The sequence below is a fragment of the Gordonia sp. NPDC058843 genome (genome assembly GCF_042743165.1).
Taxonomy (GTDB): Bacteria; Actinomycetota; Actinomycetes; order Mycobacteriales; family Mycobacteriaceae; genus Gordonia.
This window is the reverse complement of record NZ_JBHYNC010000006.1, coordinates 14,572-32,448: the sequence shown is the minus strand read 5'-3', so window position 1 is coordinate 32,448 and position 17,877 is coordinate 14,572. Positions and strand designations below refer to the sequence as shown.

Annotated in this window: 18 protein-coding genes and 1 pseudogene; 7 read left to right on the top strand and 12 right to left on the bottom strand. The window is 67.4% G+C overall.

From position 1 onward, the window contains the following. Window positions 1-42 precede the first annotated feature (42 nt). From ACFW3F_RS06280 to ACFW3F_RS06265, 4 genes are all read right to left on the bottom strand, one after another. Window positions 43-882, bottom strand: coding sequence for an HAD family hydrolase (locus tag ACFW3F_RS06280; protein ID WP_388055404.1), 840 nt, complete (start codon window positions 880-882; stop codon window positions 43-45). Then, a complete protein-coding gene (locus tag ACFW3F_RS06275; protein ID WP_388055402.1) occupies window positions 882-1,694 on the bottom strand; it encodes a lysophospholipid acyltransferase family protein in 813 nt (270 codons plus the stop codon). Before ACFW3F_RS06275 ends, ACFW3F_RS06280 begins: the two co-directional genes overlap by 1 nt. Window positions 1,695-1,777: 83 nt before the next feature. Continuing rightward, a complete protein-coding gene (locus ACFW3F_RS06270; RefSeq protein WP_388055400.1) occupies window positions 1,778-2,548 on the bottom strand; it encodes a lysophospholipid acyltransferase family protein in 771 nt (256 codons plus the stop codon). Between the two features lie 10 nt (window positions 2,549-2,558). Next, window positions 2,559-3,197, bottom strand: coding sequence for a TetR/AcrR family transcriptional regulator (locus tag ACFW3F_RS06265; protein WP_388055398.1), 639 nt, complete (start codon window positions 3,195-3,197; stop codon window positions 2,559-2,561). A gap of 326 nt (window positions 3,198-3,523) precedes the next feature. Between ACFW3F_RS06265 and ACFW3F_RS06260 the strand changes: the two genes are divergently transcribed. The 4 genes from ACFW3F_RS06260 to ACFW3F_RS06245 all read left to right on the top strand — a co-directional run bounded on the left by ACFW3F_RS06260 (window position 3,524) and on the right by ACFW3F_RS06245 (window position 7,793). Then, on the top strand, window positions 3,524-5,128 hold the full coding sequence (locus tag ACFW3F_RS06260) for a Rieske 2Fe-2S domain-containing protein (RefSeq protein ID WP_388055396.1): 1,605 nt from the start codon (window positions 3,524-3,526) through the stop codon (window positions 5,126-5,128). Window positions 5,129-5,147: 19 nt separating this feature from the next. Beyond that, entirely contained in the window at window positions 5,148-5,762 is a 615-nt protein-coding gene (locus ACFW3F_RS06255) for a TetR/AcrR family transcriptional regulator (RefSeq protein ID WP_388055394.1), read from the top strand. A gap of 145 nt (window positions 5,763-5,907) precedes the next feature. Beyond that, on the top strand, window positions 5,908-7,329 hold the full coding sequence (locus ACFW3F_RS06250; RefSeq protein ID WP_388055392.1) for a lipase family protein: 1,422 nt from the start codon (window positions 5,908-5,910) through the stop codon (window positions 7,327-7,329). 251 nt (window positions 7,330-7,580) lie between these two features. Then, the gene (locus ACFW3F_RS06245) at window positions 7,581-7,793 is read left to right on the top strand and encodes a hypothetical protein (RefSeq protein ID WP_388055390.1); all 213 of its coding nucleotides are present in this window, start codon (window positions 7,581-7,583) and stop codon (window positions 7,791-7,793) included. Window positions 7,794-7,865: 72 nt separating this feature from the next. Here ACFW3F_RS06245 and ACFW3F_RS06240 read toward each other — a convergent pair whose 3' ends face one another. From ACFW3F_RS06240 to ACFW3F_RS06225, 4 genes are all read right to left on the bottom strand, one after another. Further along, the gene (locus ACFW3F_RS06240; protein ID WP_388055388.1) at window positions 7,866-8,378 is read right to left on the bottom strand and encodes a GNAT family N-acetyltransferase; all 513 of its coding nucleotides are present in this window, start codon (window positions 8,376-8,378) and stop codon (window positions 7,866-7,868) included. A 40-nt stretch (window positions 8,379-8,418) separates the two neighbouring features. Continuing rightward, window positions 8,419-9,672, bottom strand: a complete 1,254-nt coding sequence (locus tag ACFW3F_RS06235; protein WP_388055386.1) for a lipase family protein — start codon at window positions 9,670-9,672, stop codon at window positions 8,419-8,421. A gap of 76 nt (window positions 9,673-9,748) precedes the next feature. Continuing rightward, window positions 9,749-10,636: a DMT family transporter gene (locus ACFW3F_RS06230; RefSeq protein WP_388055384.1), complete on the bottom strand. Its 888-nt coding sequence runs from the start codon at window positions 10,634-10,636 to the stop codon at window positions 9,749-9,751. Between the two features lie 57 nt (window positions 10,637-10,693). Then, entirely contained in the window at window positions 10,694-11,113 is a 420-nt protein-coding gene (locus ACFW3F_RS06225) for a VOC family protein (RefSeq protein WP_388055382.1), read from the bottom strand. 72 nt (window positions 11,114-11,185) lie between these two features. Between ACFW3F_RS06225 and ACFW3F_RS06220 the strand changes: the two genes are divergently transcribed. Then, on the top strand, window positions 11,186-11,761 hold the full coding sequence (locus tag ACFW3F_RS06220; protein ID WP_388055380.1) for a TetR family transcriptional regulator: 576 nt from the start codon (window positions 11,186-11,188) through the stop codon (window positions 11,759-11,761). Window positions 11,762-11,845: 84 nt separating this feature from the next. Here the strand turns inward: ACFW3F_RS06220 and ACFW3F_RS06215 are convergent, their stop codons facing one another. The 3 genes from ACFW3F_RS06215 to ACFW3F_RS06205 form a co-directional block, all read right to left on the bottom strand. Then, a complete protein-coding gene (locus tag ACFW3F_RS06215; protein ID WP_388055378.1) occupies window positions 11,846-12,781 on the bottom strand; it encodes an EamA/RhaT family transporter in 936 nt (311 codons plus the stop codon). A 14-nt stretch (window positions 12,782-12,795) separates the two neighbouring features. Then, window positions 12,796-14,055, bottom strand: a complete 1,260-nt coding sequence (serS, locus tag ACFW3F_RS06210; protein WP_388055376.1) for a serine--tRNA ligase — start codon at window positions 14,053-14,055, stop codon at window positions 12,796-12,798. Window positions 14,056-14,121: 66 nt separating this feature from the next. Beyond that, a complete protein-coding gene (locus ACFW3F_RS06205) occupies window positions 14,122-14,535 on the bottom strand; it encodes an ankyrin repeat domain-containing protein (protein WP_388055374.1) in 414 nt (137 codons plus the stop codon). Between the two features lie 82 nt (window positions 14,536-14,617). On the opposite strand from ACFW3F_RS06205, the gene ACFW3F_RS06200 reads away from it, so the two are divergent. Next, window positions 14,618-15,589 carry a cation diffusion facilitator family transporter gene (locus ACFW3F_RS06200; protein WP_388055372.1) on the top strand — a complete coding sequence of 324 codons (972 nt, stop codon included), beginning with the start codon at window positions 14,618-14,620 and terminating at the stop codon, window positions 15,587-15,589. Between the two features lie 167 nt (window positions 15,590-15,756). Here the strand turns inward: ACFW3F_RS06200 and ACFW3F_RS06195 are convergent, their stop codons facing one another. Beyond that, window positions 15,757-17,001: a DUF222 domain-containing protein gene (locus tag ACFW3F_RS06195; RefSeq protein ID WP_388055370.1), complete on the bottom strand. Its 1,245-nt coding sequence runs from the start codon at window positions 16,999-17,001 to the stop codon at window positions 15,757-15,759. Between the two features lie 209 nt (window positions 17,002-17,210). Between ACFW3F_RS06195 and ACFW3F_RS06190 the strand changes: the two are divergent. Further along, a pseudogene (locus ACFW3F_RS06190) lies at window positions 17,211-17,755 on the top strand (integrase core domain-containing protein); the annotation flags it as partial. Window positions 17,756-17,877: the final 122 nt, after the last annotated feature.

Below are 17,877 nucleotides of genomic sequence, written 5' to 3'. Positions count from 1 at the left end.
CCGTGGAATCGCGGCCCAAGGGTCGCGCTTCTGCGAGGGAGATCAGCGTTCGGCGAACCAGCGTTCGAGCACCTTGGCGACGCCGTCGTCGTTGTTGCCGACGGTGACCTCGTCGGCCGCGTCGAGTGCTGCCGGATGACCGTGGCCCATCGCCACACCGAGTCCTGCCCAGGTGAGCATCTCGGCGTCGTTGGGCATGTCGCCGAACGCGATCACAGCGTCGACGGGCAGGCCGGTGAGGTCGGCGAGCCGGGCGAGTCCCGACGCCTTGTGGGTACCCGGCACGGACAGTTCGATGAGTCCGTTGTCGGTGGAGAAGGTGACCTGGGCCAGATCGCCCACCGCCGGTTGCAGTCGACGAGCCATCTCGTCGGAGGCCATACCCGGTTTGCGGACAAGGAGTTTCACGGCCGGGTCACCGAACACCTCGTCGTCGCCGACCTCGACGTGGTCGGGGTTGAGCCAGGCGTGTTCGTAACCGGCGCTGGCGACGAACGGAGCGGTCGCCGCGTCGTGCGCGGACCGGCCCGCACGTTCGGCCGCGATCCCGCACCCCGGGATCTGTTCGTAGGCAATGTCTCCGAGCTTGACGAGGGCGTCGGGCTCGAGATTGGCCGACCACAGCACGCGGTCCTGCTCGGCGTCGTAGATGATCGCGCCGTTGGCGCAGACCGCGTAACGGACGAAGGCCTCGGTCCCGGCGAACTGATCGGTGATCTCGGCGATCCAGCGCGGAGGTCGTCCGGTGGCGAGCACGAACTCCACGCCGGCGGCACGGGCCGCGGCCAGCACGGACAGTGTGCGTGGGGAGACCCGATTCTCGTCGTCGATGAGGGTTCCGTCCACGTCGCTGGCAATGAGTGTGGGTGGACCGAAGGTCATCAGCGTCTGCTTTCTCTCGACCGAGCTCTCTCGGCGGCTCGTTTCGCCCGCGCCTCGGCTTTGCGCAGCGCCTCGTCGGATTCGATCACCGCGGCCTCCTGCGGAGTCGGTGCCGCACCGCCGAGCCTCGACGGAACCCAGAACTCGCCCCGCGGGTGGGGACCGTAGGAGTCCTGGACCTCGAGGAGCATCGAGCTCATGGTTTCGCGGAGCCTCAGGGTCTCACGTTCCGGGGATTCGTCCGGACCTGGGGTGAACGGCAGACCGTACCGCACATGCACCGGCAGCCGGCTACGCCCGAGGTTGCGGATTCCACCCTTGGTCCACTGGCGGTGCGCACCCCACACGATCGCCGGGATGATCGGGACACCCGCGTCGGCGGCCATCCGGACGGCCCCGCTCTTGAACTCCTTGAGCTCGAAGCTGCGGCTGATCGTCGCTTCGGGATACACGGCGACGATGTAACCGTCCCGGAGGCGACCGAGCGCGGCGCGATAGGCCTGGGCGCCGTGCGAGCGGTCGACGGGAACGGTCCGGGTGTGGTTGACCAGGAAACGCATGATCGCCACGTCCATGACCTCGGACTTGATGAGGAAGCGGGTCCGGCGGCCGGCTCGCTGCACCCCCAGTGCGAGCGGGAGGAAGTCGACGAAGCCGGTGTGATTGACGCACAGAACGGCGCCGCCTTCGGCAGGGATGTTCTCGACACCGGTGAATTGCAGGTCGAGCGCCTGTGCCCGCGCGAGCCCGTTGGCGATGACCTCCAGGGTGCGGTACACCGGCTCGCGGTGTCCGTGCTGCCCTGCGCGCATGCGTCCAGATTAACTACGCCGGGCGACATCACCGACGACGAAGGACGGCGGCTCACCCGGCCGGCGGAAAGTCCTGCGGCCGGTCAGACCACTCCGGGATCGTCGTTTCGCGGCTCGCGCTTGGCGGCGCGTTCGGCCTGCTCCGCGGCGTCCATCCGATTGGCCTCCTCGAGCGTCGGTGCAGACCCCCCGAGCCGGGCGGGGACCCAGAACTCCCCCTTCGGGTGCTCGCCGTAGGCGTCCTGGAGTTCGAGCAGTTTCGCACTCATGACGTCGTGCAGCTTCGCGGTGAGGGCGTCGGCGCTCCCCGTGGCCTCGAGCGGCTCGCAGACGCCGATCGAGATCTTGTACCCGGTACGGCCCAGCTGCTTGGGATGCCCCTTGGTCCAGACGCGCTGCGCACCCCAGATCACGGTGGGCACGATCGGCGCGCCGGATTCGATGGCCATCCGCGCGGCACCCGACTTGAAGGCCTTCAGCTCGAAGCTGCGGCTGATCGTCGCCTCGGGGTAGACCCCGACGAGTTCGCCGCGCTTGAGGTAGTCGACCGCGTTGCGGTAGCTGTCCGCGCCCTGCGCGCGATCCACCGGGATGTGCCTGAGCGATCGCATGATCGGACCGGAGATCTTGTTGTCGAAGACCTCCTTCTTGGCCATGAACCGGACCTTGCGTCGACCCTGCAGGTACGCCGGGATTCCCGCATAGGTGAAGTCGAGGTAGCCGGTGTGATTGATCGCGACCACCCCGGGACCCTCGGAAGGCACGTGCTCCACACCTGACACCTTGAACTTCAGACCTTCGGCCAGCCACAACAGGCGGGCAGCGGTGATCACGGTGTCGTAGACGGGTTCCATGCGAGAGAGCTTAGTCACCCGTCCCGGACCCCTCACCGCCGTCGGTGGTGGCGATCCGGGTGATCGCCGACACGAGGTCGACGGCCGCGTCGGCGAGTTGTGCCGGAGTGAGCGTGAGCCGACCGTCGATGTAGTCGAGGTAGAGCGCCACCAGCGCACCCGACAGTGCCGACGAGACGACCGCGAGGCGTTCGGGCGAGCTCGCGTGCGTGCCCGTGGTGGTCTCCAGCACCGCCGCCACGAAGCCGGGGACGGTGGCCGCCCGGCGTGCGCGCAGGACGTCGTCGGCGAGTGGTTCACGCAGCAGGATGCGCGCCCGGCCCGGATCGGCTTCGAAGAAGTCCCGGCAGACCTCGAGGACCGCCCGCACGTTCTCCCGACGGTCCGTCCGACGCGGGAGGGCGGCGATCTGCGTCAGGAGTTGCTCCGTGACCCGGTCGTACACGGCCGTCACCAGGATCTCCCGCGATGCGAAACTCTCGTAGAAGTACCGGGGACTGAGGTTCGCCTCGCGCACCACGGCGCGCATCGTCACCGCGCTCGCGCCGCCCGCCCCCAGCAGCTGTTCGGCGACCGCCAGCATCTGCTCGCGACGGTCGGAGGACCGGTCGGCGAGGGTCTGCCCGCGCCACAGTTTCTCCGAGGTCATGCGTTGCGCCTGCTCACCGGTTCTCCCCGATCATCCATCCATGGTGGCATCCCGCTGCTCACGGGCCTCGCGACGATCCGGCCGCCGGCGAGAACCACCCTCCACCGGTCCGCCACCGACGTATCGTCACCGGTCAGAACCATGCGGACGGTTGTCGACGACGGTTGCCCGGCGCGCACGGTCACGCTCCGGCTGCGTCGTGAGACTCCTCACGCCGGACACCGGGCGGGACTCATGGCCCACGCATCCACCCGGCGTGGCTCGATACCCTGGACCGTTGTAGTGCCCTGCCGCGCAGCCCCGCGCACACCATGAAAGGCCCCTTCGTGCAGATCACCAGCATCGGTCACGCCGGTTTCCACATCCAGACCACCGCCGGATCGATCCTCTGCGACCCCTGGGTCAACCCGACGTACTTCGCCTCCTGGGTGCCCTTCCCCGACAACTCCGAACTCGACTGGAAGACGCTCGGCGACTGCGACTACCTCTACGTCTCGCACCTGCACCGCGATCACTTCGACGAGCGGAATCTGCGTGAGAACGTCAACAAGGACGCCACCGTCCTGCTCCCCGACTACCCGGTGCCGGACCTGCGCCGCGAACTCGAGAAGCTCGGCTTCACCAAGTTCGTCGAGACCACCGACTCGGTGAAGACGACGGTCACGAACGACAAGGGTTCGCTGGACGTCATGATCATCGCGCTGCGCGCGCCCGCCGACGGGCCGATCGGCGACAGCGGTCTGATCGTCTCCGACGGTGAGACGGTGTGCTTCAACATGAACGACGCCCGACCGATCGACCTCGACGTCATCGACGAGGCGTTCGGGCACGTCGACGTGCATCTGCTGCAGTACTCCGGTGCGATCTGGTACCCGATGGTCTACGACATCCCGCGGAAGTCCAAGGCCAACTTCGCCTCTCAGAAGCGGCAGCGTGGAATGGACCGTGCCCGTTCGTACATCGAGCAGGTCGGCGCGACGTGGGTGGTCCCATCGGCCGGACCGCCGATGTTCCTCGACGAGGATCTCTTCTACCTCAACGACTTCGGGTCGGCCGATACCGCCGACGAGACCTCGATCTTCCCCGACCAGGAGACCTTCCTGGAACAGATGCGCATCCACGGCACCGACGACGGGGAGAAGCACCGGGGTCTGATGATGGTGTCGGGCTCGGTTGCCGAATTCACGGGTCCGACCCTCGACGAGGTCACCCACCCCTACGCCCCCGCCGACGTGTTCGGCGAGAACAAGCGCGCCTACCTCGAGCGCATGAAAGAGAAGTTCGCGCCGGTCATCGCCGCCGAGAAGGCGTCGTGGGCCCCTGCCGAGGGTGAACCGCTGCTCCCGGCGTTGCGGGACCTCTTCGAACCGATCATGCGCCAGTCGGACCTGATCTGCGACGGCATCGGTTACCCGGTCGGGCTGGTCATGACGCCGGGCGGCGGGCAGGCGAACGACGCCACCGAGACCGTCGTCCTCGACTTCCCGAACCGCATTGTGCGCGAACCGAAGGAGGGAGAGGGCAAGTACCGCTACGGATTCCGTATCGCCACCGAGCTCGTGCGGACCGTGCTGCGCGACGGCGAGCCCGATTGGGTCAACACCATCTTCCTGTCGACTCGGTTCACCACCTGGCGGATCGGCGGCTACAACGAGTTCCTCTACACGTTCTTCAAGTGTCTGACCGATGAGCGGATCGCGTACGCCGACGGGTGGTTCGCCGAGGCGCACGATGACTCGGCGTCGATCACCAAGGACGGCTGGGAGATCCAGCGACGCTGCCCTCACCTCAAGGCCGACCTCGGCAAGTTCGGCGTCATCGAGGGCGAGAAGCTGACCTGCAATCTGCATGGATGGCAGTGGGATCTGCCCACGGGACGCTGCCTGACGTCGAAGGGACACGACCTCCGCGCATCCCGACTCGACTCCTAGTCGTCACCGAGGATCGGAGATGACGACCGAGCGCACGTATGGCGGACGCGCAATGAGCGACCGCGCCGCCGAACGCCGACAGCGGTTCCTCGACGCCGCGCTGGTCGAGTTCACCGACACGGGTTATGCGAAGTCGTCGGTCACGTCGATCTGCCGGGTGGCCGGACTGTCCCGCCGACAGTTCTATGCGGAGTTCACCGACCGCGAGGAACTACTGGTCGCGTTGTACGACACGGTGCAGGGAGCCGCGCGCGACGCGGTGACACAAGCGTTGGCCGCCTGCCCGTCTCGCGACCTCCGTGACCTGAGCGCCACGGCGATGCGCGCTTACATGGAATCGGTGGGTACCGATCCCCGACGCGCGGCGGTGTCGTTCGTGCAGATCGTCGGGGTGAGTCCCCGCGTCGAACAGCATCGCCTCGATGGTCGCGAGGAGTGGGTCGGGTTCTTCGTGGACGCCATGTCGGAGTTCGCGGATCGTCCCGCGACCCCGCGACAGCGCCACCTCGCGATCGCATTCGTCGGGGCGCTCACCGGTCTGGTCCACCGATGGAGCGAATCTCCCGATCCCGACACCCTCGACGACGTCGTCGCTGTGCTGGCCGACATCCTGCTCGCCTTCACCGCCCTCTGACACCGGCAACCTGCTCGATTCCCCACCGCAGGGGTCCATTGTGTCCTCGGACACACCCGGTGTATGTTCTCCCGAAGTGTGAGACACCTCCGTCTCACTTTGCGGAAGGTTGGCCATGCGGGGATGGAAACGCCACGGATCACGGATGTTCGTGCGCCTGACGATCGGGGTCGGACTGATTGCGCTGATCGCCGGCGGACCACTCGGTTCGGTCGGTGCCGATGCGGCCCCGACGTCGATCCCCGTGGCGCCGGTTCTGCCGTTCCCGGTACCGCCCGCCATCCCGGAGTTCGACACGGACTTCTACCTGCCACCCCCGCCGGTGGTCGCGGCCAAGAAGCCCGGTGAGCTCATCGCTGCGCGACGCGTCCACGTCGCGGCCCTGTCGGTGATCCCGATCAACGTCGACGCCTGGCAGATCTCCTATCGATCGACGAACACCCGCGGCGAGCCGATCCCGGCCGTGGCCACACTGCTCAAACCCAAGGGACCGCCGAAACCCGGTCCGTCGAAGCTCGTGTCCTGGCAGTCCGCGGAGGACTCCACCGCGATGTACTGCGCGCCGTCGTACGCCTTGCAACAGGGATCCATCCCGGGACAATTGACCGGTTCGGTGGACTCCAGCTTCGAGGTCCTGCAGATCACCTCCCTGGTCGGCGCCGGCTGGTCGGTTGTCATCCCCGACCATCAGGGCCCCGAATCCGCCTTCGCCGCAGGCCCACTCGCGGGTCGTATCACCCTGGACGGCATCCGGGGCGCGCGAAACTTCGCACCCCTGGGACTCAAGGACGACCTGCGCGTGGGACTGATGGGTTACTCCGGCGGGGCGATCGCCACCGGATGGGCGGCCGAACTGCACTCGCGCTACGCGCCCGAACTTCCGATCGTCGGCGCCGCCGAAGGCGGTGTGCCCGCCGACATCCGGGCACTCGTGGATCTCGCCGACCGGAACGCGGCGTCGGGTCTGATCATGGCCGGCATCATCGGGGTCAGCCGGGAGTATCCGGAGCTCGACCGCTTCCTGCAGCGACACATGAACCCGCTCGGCAAAGCACTGCTGGCGAGCAAGAATCCCCTGTGCCTCACCTATCAGGCAGCGCTCGCCCCCTTCGTGAACATCAAGGGCCTGGTGAATCTGCCGGGCGATCCGCTGGACTACCCGGTGCCGCGAAAGGTGTTGGGGCAGATGAAGATGGGTGTGGACAGCGGAAGCGGCTCCACTCCGAAGTTCCCGATGTTCGTCTATCAGTCGAACCCCGACTGGATCGCCCCCGTCGGGCCGGTCAACGAGTTGGTCCGCAACTACTGCGCCGATGGTGCGAGTGTGCGGTATGTGCGCGACCACTTCAGTGAGCACATCACCCTTGCCGTCGAGGGCTTCGCCCCGGCCATCGTGTGGCTGCGGGACCGCCTCGACGGCAAGCCCGCACAGACGGGTTGCACCACGAGCGACCAGGGATCGATGGCACTCGATCCCGCGACGTGGCGTGCGTTCGTCAATCTCGTGGGCAACAACCTCGCTCTGGCGATCAACCAGCAGTTGGGCAATCCGCCGCGCACACCCTGACCGCCGGATCTGTGATCGGTGGATGTTTGTCCACGGCGCCTGTGGGTAGACCTCGTGCGGCGGAGAAACCCGCCTGCGACGATCGTTACCGACCCGTTGCGTGCAGACACGATCCGACGTCGACGTACGCGCATCGGGTCGACGGTGACAAGTCGATTCATACGATGACACCAGGACTTTCGGTCGGAAATAACCAACGGCCGGACCACCGGCGACCCGACGCCGCACATATCGACCGTGAGGAGAACATCATGGCCCAGTACCGCGTAGTAGATGGCAATGAGAACGTCGTCGAGGAGAAAGAGTTCGACGATGCCACCGGAGCCTACGACTGGTTCAAGACCGTCGCAGCGCCGGATGACAGCCTCGGCACCGTCATGCAGGTGCACGATGCGGGCGAATGGAAGAACTTCGAGGTGTCCGACGGCGGCACAAACGCCAGTCCGTCGGCCGACGCCGACTGACCCGCCTCCCCTCGGCGGGGATGACGCCGGCACCACCTCGCGCTCCAGGGTTTCCCTGGGGCGCGAGGTTCGTCAGGTGACCCCGAAAGCGGCGGGGTAGACGATGGTTCCGCGCGGTACCGGACGGGCGTCGTCGAGTGATACGGCCATCATCGCTTCGTCCGGGACGTCGAACGGGGCACGAATCCCGAAACGGGACGCGGGGACGAAGCCGAACTTCGGGTAGTACTCGGCGTGACCGAGCACCAGCACGAGGTTCTCGTCGAGGTCTCGCGCAGCGGCGAGTCCCGCGACGATGGCCGCCGAGCCGGCCCCGGTCCGTTGTTGCGACGGCAGCACCGCGCACGGCCCGAGCGTGAGTGCGGGCTCGGCGTCGACCCGACACCTGGCGAACAGCGCGTACCCGACGATGGAGCCGCCGGCGTCGGTCGCGACGATCGACAACTCGTCGATCCAGGCCTCCGGATCGGCGCGCAGATCGTCGACGATCCGCGCCTCGTCGGGGGTCGGGAAGGCCTCGGTCACCACCTCGCGGATCGCCTCGGCGTCGCCGGCACGTTCGGCGCGTGTCGTCCACCGGGTCACGGCTTCTCGCTGCGCCTTCCGGGGTCGGCGGGCACGGCTGTCACCGGCCACACCCGCCGGCGGGCTGTCCTGAGAAGCGGCGATCGAGGAAGCCGAGCGCTTCGGCGCTCCACGGGATGAACGCCTGGGTGTGCGTCGAACCGCGGTACTCGGTGAACGTCGTCGGTACCCCACGGTTGCAGAACGATCCGGCGAGACGTGCGACGTCGCCGGCGATCATCACACCGTCGCCGGTGCCGTCGACGTTGCCGACCCCGAGCATCATCGGACTGCGCGGGGTGCCGAGCGTCCCCATCACGTTCTGTGCGATCGCCTGTCGCACGCCGGGAACGTCCAGCAGGCCGCCGACCGTCGGCACGAGGAGTTGGCGGTCGGTCAGACCCGGGTACTTGTCGGCGAACGCCTCGATGCACTCCCCGGCCACCTGTCCGAGTACCCGCTTGCCCTTCGGCGAGAGGTAGGACTGCATGTCGATGTCATAGGTCTCGCCGTACACCGCCATCAGCGCCGGGATCACGCCGGCCCAGTTCTCGCTGCCGTTGACGTATCCCAGGTTGCTGGCGGGATTCACCAGCACGCCACCCGCAGCGGCACCGACGACGTTCAGCTCCGGTGCATAGCGCGGGGCCAGCTCGGCCCCGAAGCCGGTGGGGATCGACCCCCCGGAGTAGCCGAAGAGTCCGACCGGTGTCCGGGCCGGCGCGCGCAGGTGGGTCAGCGCGGTACGGACACCGTCCAGTGCGGCATATCCCGACTCGCGCCCCATCGTCCAGCGCAGCCCACGACCCTCGTAATCGGGTGCGGCGACGGTGTAGCCGGCGGCGAGCAGGCCGGAGATGAGCGTGATGTCGATCGGCGCCTCCTTCGCATTTCCACCGCGCAGCGTGTACGACGGGTCGCACTGGGAGCCGAGTGCGTCGTAGAACGAGTGGTAGGAGACGACGCGTCGCGGCCCACCGACCGCCGCGCCGGGTGGCGAGATGACGGTGGTGACCGTCGCCGCCGGCCGGCCGAACTGGTTGGTCGTGCGGTACAGGATCTGGGTGGCCGCGATCGGGATACTGGTACCGCGCCAACCCAATTCGACCTGGCGCGTCCGTAGCGCGGCGCCCGGAGAACGCGATTCGTAACCCGCGGGCGGGTTGTAGAACGGATCCTCGGACGGCAACTGCGCCGGAGCTGCTGCGGGTACGGGAACGGGCGCCGCCGACACCGTTGGTGCGAGGACGGACAGGGACGTCGTCAGCCCGAGGATCGCGGTGAGCGTTCCGAGGCTGCGGGAGAGAAGCCGCATGAATCGCAATCATGCCCGATATGCGGCGTCTGCAACGTCTTTCGTCCTGACTCGGCACGATGCTGCACCCGCTGGGTCACCCGGGGGTGGCGTCGGGCACCGGATTCTCGCCGGCCCGCTCGACCGCCTCGACCACCGGTGACATCGCGACCACCACCGCACCGGCCACTGCGGCGACGAAGGCGATCACCGCGACGGCACCCCATCCGGCCCGTGTGGTGTCGCCGAGCACGAGGATCCCGATGGCGCCGGGGACGACCGTCTCACCGACGACCAGGGCGGCCGACGCGGCGCTGACCGATCCCTTCTGCAGTGCGACGGTGAACATGTAGAAACCACCCGGACCGCACAGGATGATCGCGTACAGCGCGGGGTCGGTGAGCAACTCGCCGAGGTCGAAGGGGTCGAGGCCGTCGAGGATGCGGACCGCGACCGCGAGGATGCCGAACAGCACACCGCCGGACAGACCCGCGAGTACCGCAACGCGGCTGTGCATCCGCGGCAGGACCACGACGCCGACACCCAGGATCGCCACCCCGGCGGCGAGAACCGCCCAGTGCAACCACCATTCGTGTTCGCGTCCCTCGTCACCGGCGGCGAAGCCCAGCAGGACCAGCGAGACCACCACGACCGCGATCGCCGTCCAGTCGCGGGCCGACAATCTCGCATGCAGGAAGAGCGTCGCGAGTACGACGGTCACCACGAGATTCGCGCTGACGATCGGTTGCGCCAGGAACAGCGGGATCATCCGGGCGGCCACCAGGTTCCCGAGGAATCCGATCCCGTCGAGCGCCATCCCCGCCAGGAAGGACACGGTCAGCATCGCGGTGATCGTCGACCTCAGCGACGGCGCCTCGCCCGGTCCGCCCGCGTCCTCGACACTCTGCGCTCCACGAGCCTGCAACACCGACGCCGTGCCGTACGCCAGTGCCGCGAACACTGCCGCGAGAATCCCGATCAGCATGGTCGAACAGTAGCCATCGTCGGGCGGCCGCGCGGGACGATGACGATCGTTGCGAGATCAGTGCTCCGACGAGCTCGCCACGTATGCATCGGCGAACTCGCCGACCGGGGTGGTCGGCTGGATGCAGTCGAGGAGCACTCCGTCGGGACCTTCGACGATGAAGTGCCGCTGACCGAAGTCCTCGTCGCGCAACTCCAGGATGGGACGCAAACCATGTTCCCCTGTCAGTCGGCCGTACAGGCCGTCCACGTCGTCGACCTCGACGTTCACGAGCAGTCCGGTGGCCTGCCGGCGATGGCCGTCGGGGATCGTCGGGTGACTCGCGTCCACGAGCGCCAACTCGAACACGCCCGTGCGCATGCTGACGTACCAGTCCGCGGAGAAGGTGACCTCGAAACCCAGCACCCGCTGGTAGAAGGCAGAGGCCGATGCGACGTCCTGCGACATGAGGACCGGATACACGCTGGTGATGGTCATGGCTGGTCTCCTTTACGTACGATGAGTATGTATACCCGACTATACATACGCTACGTACGTAAAGGGACCTCCGTGCCGAGAGCCTCCGCCGCAGCCGCAGCCGAGACGGCCCGCGCCGTCCTCGCCGCCGCCACCCGTCAGTTCGCCGAGCGTGGCTTCGCCGACGTGTCCCTCGACGACGTCGCCGAGGTCGCGGGCGTCACCCGCGGTGCGGTCTATCACCACTTCCGCAACAAGAAGGCGCTGTTCGCCGCTGTCGCGGAAGCACGACAGGTGGAGGTGGGCAACGCTGTGGTTGCCGCCGCCCAGGCCGCCGGCAACGACCCTGCCCAGCAGCTGGTCGACGGCTCCCATGCGTTCGTCGACGCCATCACCGTGGGACCGGCAGCACGAATCCTGCTCATCGACGGGCCGTCGGTCATCGGATGGGAGGAGTGGCGCCGACTCGACGAGGCGAGTTCCGGAGCCCACCTGCGCGATGCGCTCGCCGCTGTCGGGGTCGATGACGACCTCCTCGACGCTCTCACCGCCCAACTGTCCGGAGCGATGAACGAGGCCGCGCTCTGGCTGGCCCGGCACCCCGACGACGACACCGCTCGCGAACGCACGCATCGCGCGCTGGATCGACTACTCGGCGCGATCATCTGACGCATCGACAGGAGCTGTCACATTGCGTCTTGTCCCTGGCTCCGGGCGAAATCGCAACCGGATTCCGAGGACCCCGCCGGCCCCCTATCGGTGATCGACGTCGCGAGGCGGATGTCCGTATCCGCCAGGCGCATTGGTCGCGTCGGCGGTCTCGACCGCGGTGACCGCCCCCGACGACGCCAGGACCACACCGCCCAGAACTGCTGCGACGAACGCCACGATGGCGACGGGACCCCACCCGGTGCGCGTGACGTCGCCGAGGAACGCGATGCCCACCGCGCCGGGCAAGACCGTCTGGCCGACGACCAGCGCGGCCGCTGCGGCGTTGACCGAACCGGTCTGCAGCGCCACGGTGAACAGGTAGAAGCCGCCGATCCCGCTGAGCAGCAATGCATACAGCGCAGGGTCGGTGAAGAGCACCGACAAATCGAGCGGGTCGAGCCCGTCCAGGATGCGCGACGCGACCGCCATCACGCCGAAGACCGCGCCGGCGATGAGACCGGTGACCGCCGCGATGTGCGTGCGCAGGCGGCGCATCATGATCACACCCAGGGCGATCAGTGCCGGCCCGGCGACGAGCACCGCCCAGTGCATCCATGCGGTGTGCTCCACACCCTCGCGGCCCGCCGACACCGCGAGCAGCACCAGCGACAGCACGATCACCGCCCCGGAGATCCAATCCCGGAGGGTCAGTCCGACTTTCAGGATGACCATCGCGAGCAGCGCGGTGGCCACGAGCCGGGCGGAGATGATCGTCTGCGACAGGAACAGCGGGATCAGGCGCGCCGAGGCGATCGTCGCGACGAAACCGACGATGTCGAAGACGAACCCGACGAGGAACGGCACCGTGAGCATCGTGGCCGCCGTCGAGCGCAACGACGGATGCGCGGCGGCGGATCGTCGGCGTTCCTCACGGATCGCCGCTCGTTGCGCGACCTGCTCGGCGCCCAACGCCTGCAGAACGGCCGCGGCGGCGAACGCCAGCGAACCGATCACCGCGATGACGATGCCGGCGGTCACGACACGAGCTCAGCTCAGCGCGGTGCGAGCACGTCGGTACCGACGAACTTCGCGAGTTCGGCGGGCAGTCGAACCGAACCGTCGGGCTGCTGGTGGTTCTCGAGGATGGCGACCAGCCAGCGGGTCGTCGCGAGCGTTCCGTTGAGAGTGGCGGCGGTCTGCGGCTTGCCGTTCTCGTCGCGGTACCGGATCGAGAGGCGGCGCGCCTGGAACGTCGTGCAGTTCGACGTCGAGGTCAGCTCGCGATAGGTGCCCTGCGTCGGGACCCAGGCCTCGCAGTCGTACTTGCGCGAAGCCGACGAGCCGAGGTCACCGCCGGCGACATCGATCACGCGGTAGGGCACGTCGATGGCGGCGAGCATGTCCTTCTCCCACCCCAGCAGACGCTGGTGCTCGGCCGCGGCGTCCTCGGGACGGCAGTAGACGAAGCCCTCGACCTTGTCGAACTGGTGGACGCGGATGATCCCGCGGGTGTCTTTGCCGTAGCTGCCTGCCTCCCGGCGGAAGCAGGTCGACCATCCGGCGTAGCGCTTGGGACCGTCGGACAGGTCGAGGATCTCGTCCATGTGGTAGCCCGCGAGCGGCACCTCCGACGTGCCCACCAGGTAGAGGTCGTCGTCCTTGTCCAGGTGATAGACCTCGTCGGCGTGGGCGCCGAGGAAGCCCGTCCCCTCCATGACCTCGGGACGCACGAGCACCGGCGGGATCATCAGCGTGAACCCGTTCGCGGTGGCCTTCTGCGCGGCCATGTTCAGCAGCGCCAGCTGCAGGTGCGCACCCTGACCGGTGAGGAAGTAGAACCGCGACCCCGACACCTTGGCCCCGCGCTCCATGTCGAGGAGTCCGAGTGACTCGCCGAGTTCGAGGTGGTCCTTCGGGTTCTCGATGTCGCGCGGCTCGCCGACATGCTCGAGGACCACGTAGTCGTCCTCTCCGCCCGCGGGCGCGCCCTCGGCCACGATGTTGGAGATCGCCCGGTGGGCCTTCGTCGCGGCCGCATCGGCCTCGGACTGACGCGCCACCGCGGCCTTGACCTGCTCGGCGAGTTCCTTGCCCTTGGTGAGGAGCGCCTGCTTCTCGTCGCCCTGCGCCTTGCCGACCTGCTTGCCGAGGGTTTTCTGCTCGGATCGCAACGCGTCCGCTTCGACGATGGCCGCCCGGCGCTCCGCATCGGCGGCGAGCAGCGCGTCCACCAGGCCCGGGTCCTCACCACGGGTGCGCTGTGAGGTGCGGACGAGGTCGGGGTTGTCGCGAACAGTCTTCAGGTCGATCACGACTTCAAACCCTACTTGAGAGCACGATGCGAACCCGATCACGCCGCTTCGGACGGCACGGGCGGCTCAGGCCCACAGGCGGCGCAGGTCCTCGCGCCCGAACATGGCTGCTGCTGCGTCGGCGGCCGGGGTTCCCCTGTGCGGGTCGGCCCCGGCGTCGACGAGGACACGCGCCACGTCGTCGAAACCCTTGAACACCGCGCCTGCCAGCGGGGTCTGCCCCTTGTCGTTGACGAGGTCGGCGTCGGCGCCACGGGCGAGGAGGGCCGACACCGTCGACGCATGCCCGTGGTAGGCCGCGAGCATGAGCAGCGAATCACCGGACTGATTGCGCAGATCTGCTGGGACACCGGCGTCGAGGTAACCACTCAGCGTCTCGGTGTCACCGCTCCGCGCCATGTCGAAGAGGCGGGTGGCCAGCTCGACGACGTCGGGGCTGGGGGCATCGGGAGCCGGTCGGTCATCAGGATGTGCTGCCACGCCCGCGAGTGTAGGCGCGACCCCGGACACCTCCGGTCGGATCGACCCGGCGGACCTCGCATCATATGGGAGACTGACCGCAGTGTCTCCTCCGCCCGAAGCGCAACACGAATCCGCAGGCCCCAGCGAGAGTTTCCTGACGGTCGTCATCGCCTTCGTCTCGAACCTGCTGATCGCCGTCGCCAAGACCGGTGCGGCGATGGTCACCGGGTCCGCGTCCCTCGTCGCCGAGGCGGCTCACTCGTGGGCCGACACCGGGAACGAGATCCTGCTGCTGATCGCGGAGCGTCGTGCCCATCGGCCCAGGGACTCACGCCATCCGCAGGGCTATGGGCGCGAGGCGTACATCTGGTCGATGTTCGCCGCGTTCGGTCTGTTCGCCGTCGGGGCCGCGGTGTCGGTGCAGCACGGCATCTCCGAACTCCTGTCACCCGAACCGGCCACGGATTACGGCATCGCCTACGCGGTGCTGGCGATCGCCGCGGTGCTGGAAGGGATCTCGTTCGTGCGGTCCTACCAGCAGGCCAAACGCGGTGCCGTCAAGCGCCGGATCAGCTTGCTCCGCCAGGTGTTCCGCACCTCCGACCCGACTCTGCGCGCTGTCTTCGCCGAGGACGCGGCCGCGCTCATCGGCCTGGCCATTGCCTTCGTCGGCGTACTCCTGCACCAGGTCACCGGGTCGGCCACCTACGATGCGATCGGTTCCATCCTGGTCGGCGTGCTGCTCGGGGTCGTCGCGATCGTGCTGATCAACCAGAACCGCCGGTTCCTGCTCGGGCAGGCCGTCGACGACGCCGTCCAGCAACACGTCCTACGAGACCTGCTTGCGCACAGCAACATCGATCGCGTGACCTATTTACACGTCGAGTACACCGGCCCCGTTCAGCTCTTCCTCGTCGCCGCGGTCGATTTCGCGGGCGACGACGTCGAGTCCTCGGTGGCGGTCGCCCTTCGCGAACTCGAGAACGAGTTGGAGCGCGACCCGCGGATCGCGGAGGCGGTACTGACGCTCTCCGCGCCGGGAGATGTGGACCTGATTGCCGACGCCCCCTGATCCCGGGGCACCCCCGACCCGCCGGGATTCTGTAGCGAAAAGCGATGCGCTACATGCACCATCTGTTGCTACAGGATCCCGGTGGTCGGGTTCGCTGGTTTCACTGTGGAGTTGTCAAAGGCCGTGTGGCGCCGGGTCGACGCCGAAGGGGACTGGCGGGCGGGGCGTTAGACGAGCACGTCGTCGAGTCGCATGGTGCGCCGGTTGTAGGAGGGTCGGGGAAGCCGGCGGGGGTCGATGTCGACGGGTGGGATGAGCCACGGATGCCGGTCAGGCCCCATCACCACGCTCCAGCCGTGGTGATGGACTTGAGTGTGACAGCGTTGGCAGAGTAGGCATCCGTTGTCCAGGTCAGTCGGCCCACCGTCAGCCCAATGGACCACGTGGTGGACTTGCGTATGCGCTGCGGGGGCACCGCATTTCACACAACAGACGTCCCGCACGATGATCGCTTGGCGCAGGTGGTGCGGGAACAGCCGTTTCGTGGTTCCCATCCGTAACGGCACCCCTTCATTGTCGAGGACGATCTCGGCGACCCCGCCGTCACACGACAGTCGTCGCGTCGTCGATGTCGAGACTGCCCCGACCCACGGCAGACGTGCCGGATCGGCGCCATCAGCGGGGATGGTGACCAGCACTTGGGTGCGGGGTGCCCCTGCGGTGGTCATCGCGGCACCGATTGCGGCTTGATCGAGCAGTAGCTCCAGCCCGTCGGCGCGACGCTGGGCTACGTCACGGCGATCCTCGGCGCCGTCGGGTTCGGGGCGTGGGCAGGAGCGTTCGTCGATCATCGTCAGGAACTTCTCCCCGATCACCGCGGTCACATCTGCGGTGATGGCGACTCTGCCTTCGTCGGTCACCCGGGTGTGCACAGAGTTCAGCGACGCATCATCAGCCGCCGCGACAGTGTCCGGATCCTCTTCGACACCACGAATCGCGATACCGCGGGCATCACTGGCGATCTCAGCCGGTGTGGCACCGGAGAACGCCTGCGCGAGCAGTTCGCTCTCGAACTCTGACCGATCGTCGTCGGACAACGCAGCCGCGGCCTGTTTGTCGATGAGCGCGATGCCCCGGACCACCGCATCGACACACTCAGCCGCGAGATAACCCTCGGCGGCACAGTCGGCGACCTTCGGCAACGACCCCAGCCCTGCGGCGATCCGTGCACCACGCTGCGCAACCCCCGGTGGCATCCCCATGTCGATCAGCCACGACCGCGTCGTCGACCCCGCCCTCGCCGCCGCACCCAAAGCCTCCAATAAGGCGATATGGACGGCGATCTGATGATCGAGAACGTTGCGCATCACGCGCAGTTCGTCGAGACGCTCGCACACTGCGCGACCACTCCCGTCGTCGGGTGGTGGCAGCAGCGAAATGAGGGTGTCGCGAAGCTCGGTGATCGAGGTCATGACACCAAGGTACTCGCCAAAACGTTCGACGACGAGGTTTCTCCACAACCTGAACCTCATCGAATCCAATTGTCCTCCAGGCATTGTCACTCACACCCCGGCAGTGAACCGTGGTGAACTGTGGTGGACAGAAACCCCACCAGTCACATTGTGCGGACTGATCGAAAGAACTCCGCTCCTGAGCTGAGGAGCGAGCTTCACCCTGCTTTCACGTCGATATCAAGCTCGGCCGTGTCCCTGATGGCGGTGGCCACCGCAAACTGGGACGTGCGGTCGGCAACCGCCACAACAAGAGACAGCGCCCCGGCTACGCGTTCCTGCATCATGCTGTCGATGACCCTCACGGTTGGCCTATTCGGAGATCCTCACCGATGAGCGTAAGGAGACTGCCGCGGGCTTCTGGACACGCGCCAACACCTTCTTCGCCGACCACGCAATCAGCGTGAAGCGAGTGCTGACTGACAACGGAGCATGTTATCGCTCAAAGGTTTTCGCGTCCGCTCTGGGCGCCGACATCACCCACAAGAAGACCCGGCCGTACCGTCCGCAGACCAACGGCAAAGTCGAGCGCTTCAATCGCACCCTGGCATCAGAATGGGCCTACGCCGAGACCTACACCACCGACGCCGCCCGCGCCGCCACCTACCCCGGCTGGCTCCACGACTACAATCACCACCGAACCCACTCCGGCATCGGCGGCCTCACCTCGATCGAACGCGTACACGTTCACAACCTCACCGGGTCTTACAGCTAGCGACGAGCCACGAAGGGTCGGCGACGCAGCTCGCCACGACCCTTCGAGACGGCCTCCGCAGGCTCCGGCCTCCTCAGGGAGCGGAGTTCTTTCGTGGCCCACGACGGCCGCCAGGCCGCAGA

Excerpts from the sequence above, each read along its gene's own strand:
- ACFW3F_RS06270 (WP_388055400.1), bottom strand. The coding sequence starts at position 2,548 with ATGGAACCCGTCTACGACACCGTGATCACCGCTGCCCGCCTGTTGTGG.
- ACFW3F_RS06195 (WP_388055370.1), bottom strand. The coding sequence starts at position 17,001 with ATGACCTCGATCACCGAGCTTCGCGACACCCTCATTTCGCTGCTGCCA.
- ACFW3F_RS06255 (WP_388055394.1), top strand. The coding sequence starts at position 5,148 with ATGACGACCGAGCGCACGTATGGCGGACGCGCAATGAGCGACCGCGCC.
- ACFW3F_RS06250 (WP_388055392.1), top strand. The coding sequence starts at position 5,908 with ATGTTCGTGCGCCTGACGATCGGGGTCGGACTGATTGCGCTGATCGCC.
- ACFW3F_RS06225 (WP_388055382.1), bottom strand. The coding sequence starts at position 11,113 with ATGACCATCACCAGCGTGTATCCGGTCCTCATGTCGCAGGACGTCGCA.
- ACFW3F_RS06235 (WP_388055386.1), bottom strand. The coding sequence starts at position 9,672 with ATGCGGCTTCTCTCCCGCAGCCTCGGAACGCTCACCGCGATCCTCGGG.
- ACFW3F_RS06245 (WP_388055390.1), top strand. The coding sequence starts at position 7,581 with ATGGCCCAGTACCGCGTAGTAGATGGCAATGAGAACGTCGTCGAGGAG.
- ACFW3F_RS06265 (WP_388055398.1), bottom strand. The coding sequence starts at position 3,197 with ATGACCTCGGAGAAACTGTGGCGCGGGCAGACCCTCGCCGACCGGTCC.
- ACFW3F_RS06275 (WP_388055402.1), bottom strand. The coding sequence starts at position 1,694 with ATGCGCGCAGGGCAGCACGGACACCGCGAGCCGGTGTACCGCACCCTG.
- ACFW3F_RS06230 (WP_388055384.1), bottom strand. The coding sequence starts at position 10,636 with ATGCTGATCGGGATTCTCGCGGCAGTGTTCGCGGCACTGGCGTACGGC.
- ACFW3F_RS06280 (WP_388055404.1), bottom strand. The coding sequence starts at position 882 with ATGACCTTCGGTCCACCCACACTCATTGCCAGCGACGTGGACGGAACC.